The 288-nt window shown below is 53.1% G+C and carries 2 tRNA genes; both read left to right on the top strand.

The features are described from left to right. The first annotated feature begins 116 nt into the window (after nucleotides 1-116). Nucleotides 117-189: transfer RNA gene (locus JJQ88_RS21075), tRNA-Thr, on the top strand. Nucleotides 190-214: 25 nt separating this feature from the next. Continuing rightward, nucleotides 215-286 (top strand) — tRNA-Glu (locus JJQ88_RS21070). Nucleotides 287-288 lie beyond the last annotated feature (2 nt).

The raw sequence follows: 288 nt of genomic DNA, 5'->3' as shown, positions 1-288 counted from the left end.
CGCAGTAGCTCAGTGGTAGAGCACTCGGCTGTTAACCGAGCGGTCGTAGGTTCGAATCCTACCTGCGGAGCCATTTAACCCCGAAAAGCCATAACTTTTTGGACTGGCAGCAAAATGCTTCCATAGCTCAGCAGGTAGAGCACTTCCATGGTAAGGAAGAGGTCAGCGGTTCGAGCCCGCTTGGAAGCTCTCAATATAGTATTATCGATAGAATGGCCCCTTGGTCAAGCGGTTAAGACACCGCCCTTTCACGGCGGTAACACGGGTTCGAATCCCGTAGGGGTCACC

The sequence above is a fragment of the Bacillus sp. REN3 genome (assembly GCF_017912555.1).
Lineage (GTDB): Bacteria > Bacillota > Bacilli > Bacillales > Cytobacillaceae > Mesobacillus.
This window is presented reverse-complemented; position numbering and strand designations above follow the sequence as displayed.